The 3,486-nt window shown below is 70.1% G+C and carries 4 protein-coding genes and 2 pseudogenes; 4 read left to right on the top strand and 2 right to left on the bottom strand.

All coding sequences use genetic code 11. The features are described 5' to 3' along the window. Both VHK87_RS07980 and VHK87_RS19465 read right to left on the bottom strand, forming a co-directional pair. Positions 1 to 225 (bottom strand): annotated as a pseudogene (locus tag VHK87_RS07980) (hypothetical protein); the annotation flags it as partial. Positions 226 to 352: 127 nt separating this feature from the next. Next, positions 353 to 538, bottom strand: a pseudogene (locus VHK87_RS19465) (response regulator transcription factor); the annotation flags it as partial. Between the two features lie 214 nt (positions 539 to 752). Here VHK87_RS19465 and VHK87_RS07975 point away from each other — a divergent pair. The 4 genes from VHK87_RS07975 to VHK87_RS07960 form a co-directional block, all read left to right on the top strand. Continuing rightward, complete coding sequence (locus tag VHK87_RS07975) at positions 753 to 1,238, top strand: hypothetical protein (protein ID WP_329634374.1); 486 nt, start codon at positions 753 to 755, stop codon at positions 1,236 to 1,238. Then, positions 1,235 to 1,729, top strand: a complete 495-nt coding sequence (locus VHK87_RS07970) for a hypothetical protein (RefSeq protein ID WP_329634373.1) — start codon at positions 1,235 to 1,237, stop codon at positions 1,727 to 1,729. Before VHK87_RS07975 ends, VHK87_RS07970 begins: the two co-directional genes overlap by 4 nt. A gap of 70 nt (positions 1,730 to 1,799) precedes the next feature. After that, positions 1,800 to 2,741: a kanamycin nucleotidyltransferase C-terminal domain-containing protein gene (locus VHK87_RS07965; protein ID WP_329634372.1), complete on the top strand. Its 942-nt coding sequence runs from the start codon at positions 1,800 to 1,802 to the stop codon at positions 2,739 to 2,741. 72 nt (positions 2,742 to 2,813) lie between these two features. Next, positions 2,814 to 3,486 (top strand): enoyl-ACP reductase FabI (locus VHK87_RS07960; RefSeq protein ID WP_329634371.1); only part of this gene is annotated, 673 nt, incomplete at its 3' end.

Raw genomic sequence — 3,486 nt, 5'->3', positions numbered from 1 at the left:
AAGCAGCTCCTCCGGCGGCCGTTGAGCCGACCGGCGGCGCAGCACGGTGACCAGCTGCGCCGCCAGCGCCCCCCGCTCCGGCCGCAACCGGGTCAGCTGTTCCTCCAGCTGATCCCAGGTGAACTGAGGCACGGCCGCGCTCGGCTCCATGCCGGACGGCTGAACGTGAATGAGGTTCGAGCCCTCCGGGCATCTGCGGACCTCCATCCGCCGTTCGCGTGGCATGACCGTCACTTCCCCCTGACGCGCGATCAGGCGTGCTCGCGCGATCGCCCGCCAGCCCGAACGATTGGGGCCCCGATTCGATGGGGGGTAGGGCGAAGCCTTCGCTCTGCGCCAGCAGGCGGGCGGCCTCGTAGCGGTCGCGGGCGCCGAGCTTGCGGCGCGCGTTCTCAACCCGCTCGTCGACCGTGTGCTTGGAGATGCCGAGCTGAAGCGCGATCTCCTTGGAGGTGAGATGGCCGTAAACCAGCCGCAGGCACTCACGCTCCCGAGGCGTGAGAAGCGCTACCCCGCTGTTGCCGCCCGACTGCGTCATTTCATTCAGATAAGCCAGCTTGACCACGAGCGTCCACCCGTGAAAGTCGAGGGGCCTTGACGCCAAGTATCTGCTGCATCTTGCAAATCACCGGTCTCCCGACAAATAGGCCTGGCGGCGCTCGCCTCAAGGGTGTGCGCCGCCGCCGCCTTGACCCGCAGGGCCGGACAGGGAAGCGTTCGCCGCGATCCAGGGGCTCGGGACAGGTATAGCAATGTTGGCGCTCGAACGGACGGGAGAGCTGTTCGTGCACATGGTCACGCATGCGTCAGCGTGGCGAGGCTTCCTGGTCTACGCGGCCTTCATCGGCCTGCTCGCGCTCGCCCGCTGGCGCGGTGGGTGGGCCGAACAGCTGGCGGCCGGCGGCTCGATCTTCCAGTTCACCGTCACCTTCGCCGTGCAGTTCGCCGGCATCTACTGGCCCGGTCTCGACCGGCTGGCGGCGCACTTCGTCAACGATTTGGCGTTCCTGCTGGTCTACCTGCCGCTGGTCACCCACAGCCGCCGCATCTGGCCGCTGTGGTTCTTCGCCTTCAACCTGATGTGTCCCCTCACCTTGACGGTCTTGCTGGTGGCGAAGGTCGGGCCCGGGCCGTTTGGCGTGGCCAGCTGGGTGTGGATGGTCTGCGCCATCGCCGCGCTGGCGGCCGGAATCCTCGGCCGCGCCCTGCGGCGGCCGGAGGACGCGCAGGCCCGATGAATGTTTCCGAAGCCGTCGGCGAGGCGCTGCACCGCACCTTCCTCGCCAACTGGTATCAGTTGCCGGGCTGGCTCGCCCTGGCGGCCGCGCTGCTGGGCGCGTGGCGGTGGGGCGGCTGGGCGGAGCGGTGGATCGGCGCCTGGCTGTTGGCGGACTACGTGGTCCACAGCCTCGTCAGCGGGACGGCCCGCGCGCTTCTGGAGCAGGCGGCGCCGGTCTCCTGGAGTCTGGTGGCCGATCTGGTCTTCGCGCCGGCGTACCTGTGGGCCGTGATCCGTTCGGAAAAGGCCTGGCCGCTGTTCTTCGCCGCCTTCTGGTTCCTGATGGCGGCGAGCCGGCTGGTGCGGATGATCGTGCCGGAGGTGGGCGCGTGGGCCGGCGTCACGGCGGTGGTGATCTGGACGGTCCTGGCCCAGCTGGCCTTCACGGTCGGCGTGGCCGGCTGCGCCGTGGAGAGGCGGCGGCGAGGGCCGCAGCCGCCGCCCGGGTAGCCCGCGGAGAGCGCCTGCGGAGCGCTCAAAGGCGCCACCACGTTGTCGCCTCATGTGTTAACGCAGGTGCATGGATGATGCGTCTTCCCGCCCTTTCCTGCCCCAGGGCGCCTTGCCGGACCTGTTCGCCGGGCCGCAGCAGCTGAGCCACGACGAGCGGCGGGCGATCGCCGATGCGGTGCTGAGCTGGCTGAAGGCCGAGCATGGCGAGGACCTGGTGGCCGTGGCGCTCTACGGCTCGACGGCATCGAAGACCGATCACGCCTTCTCCGACGTGGACATGTGGGCGGTGCTGGAGGACCGGGCCGGCTCGCGGCCCGACCTGGAGTGGATTTGGGGCCCGGGCAAGCTCGAGGTCGAACGGATGACGGTGACTCAGGCGATCACCCGGGCTGCGGAGGTGAACGCCAGCTGGCCTATCGCCCAATCCCGTTTCGTGATGGCCCAGGCGATGTGGGAGGCGCCGCGCCAGACCGGCTTCGTCGACCGCCTTCGCGCCTCGGCGGCGGACCTGCCCGAGGCGGCGCGGCGGGAGGCGGTCGCCGAGTGCGTGCTCCAGATGTACGAGGCCCTCGGCAAGCTCCGCACCTGCCGCGCCGGGCCAATGGGGGACGTCACCCGCATCTGCTTCGACTTTGGCGATCCCCTGATGCGGCTGGTCGCGCTGCGCCACCGCTACGTCTTCGCCACCTCGCGCCGTCTGCTGGCCGAGGCCCTCCGCCTAGAGGGGCCCGCCGGATTTCGGCCGTTCCTCGAGCGGCTGGTGAACGGGCCCTTCCGCCCGCCCGAGCAGATGGTCGACCTCGCCGACGAGTGCTGGGCCAGCCTTCCGGCCTGGCTAGAAAAGGTCGGGCTCGACGTCTCCCTCTGCCTGCAGCCCAGCCCCGACACGAGCGGTATCGCGCCCCCCGCGGAGCCGCCGGCGGACCGAATTCAGGTAGGCGAGGGCCCGCCGCCGCTGAGGCGGCCCGCCCGCCAGGCGCCGCGGCGCCGGCGGGTGTTCGGCCGCTAGCTGAAGCCGCGTCGGCTTGCGCATCGGCGCGCACGCAGCCACAAACCGCGCCAGGCACAAGCGAGGATCCGAATGGCCGACGAATTCGACATGCCGAAGGGCGATCTGATGGCCGGCAAGCGCGGCGTCGTGATGGGCGTCGCCAATCACCAGTCAATCGCCTGGGGGATCGCCTCCCAGCTCGCGGCCCAGGGCGCCGAGATGGCCTTCCTGCACCTCCCGGGCATGGAGCGCCGGGTCCAGCCGCTGGCCGACAGCATCGGCGTGAAGCAGGTGATCGCGGCCGACGTCACTGACGACGCCTCGATGAGCGAGGCCTTCGCCGCCGTCGAGAAGGCCTTCGGGACGATCGACTTCTTCGTCCACTCGGTGGCCTTCGCCAACAAGGACGAGATCAAGGGCAGCTTCGTGGAGAACACCACCCGCGAGGGCTTCCTGCGGGCGATGGACATCTCGGTGTTCAGCTTCGTGGATTCCGCCAAGCGCTCGGCGGCGCTGATGCCGAACGGCGGCTCGATCATCTGCATGACCTACCTCGGCGCCGAGCGGGCGATCCCCAACTACAACACCATGGGCGTGGCCAAGGCGGCCCTGGAGTCGGCCACTCGCTACGCGGCGCGCGACCTTGGGCCGAAGAAGATCCGCGTGAACGCCATCTCGGCGGGAGCCATGCGCACCCTGTCGCTGGCCGGCATCTCCGGCGGCCGCTCGATGCTGGCCCAGGGCCGGTCGCTGTCGGCGATGA

It is taken from the genome of Phenylobacterium sp. (assembly GCF_036263695.1).
In the GTDB taxonomy this organism is placed as follows: Bacteria; Pseudomonadota; Alphaproteobacteria; order Caulobacterales; family Caulobacteraceae; genus Phenylobacterium.
Note: the sequence above shows the minus strand (reverse complement) of the source record. Positions and strands in the feature narration are given on the sequence as shown.

What these genes read in the sequence shown, in the direction of transcription:
- VHK87_RS07975 (WP_329634374.1), top strand. Translation starts at nt 753, where the DNA reads ATGTTGGCGCTCGAACGGACGGGAGAGCTGTTCGTGCACATGGTCACG.
- VHK87_RS07970 (WP_329634373.1), top strand. Translation starts at nt 1,235, where the DNA reads ATGAATGTTTCCGAAGCCGTCGGCGAGGCGCTGCACCGCACCTTCCTC.
- VHK87_RS07965 (WP_329634372.1), top strand. Translation starts at nt 1,800, where the DNA reads ATGGATGATGCGTCTTCCCGCCCTTTCCTGCCCCAGGGCGCCTTGCCG.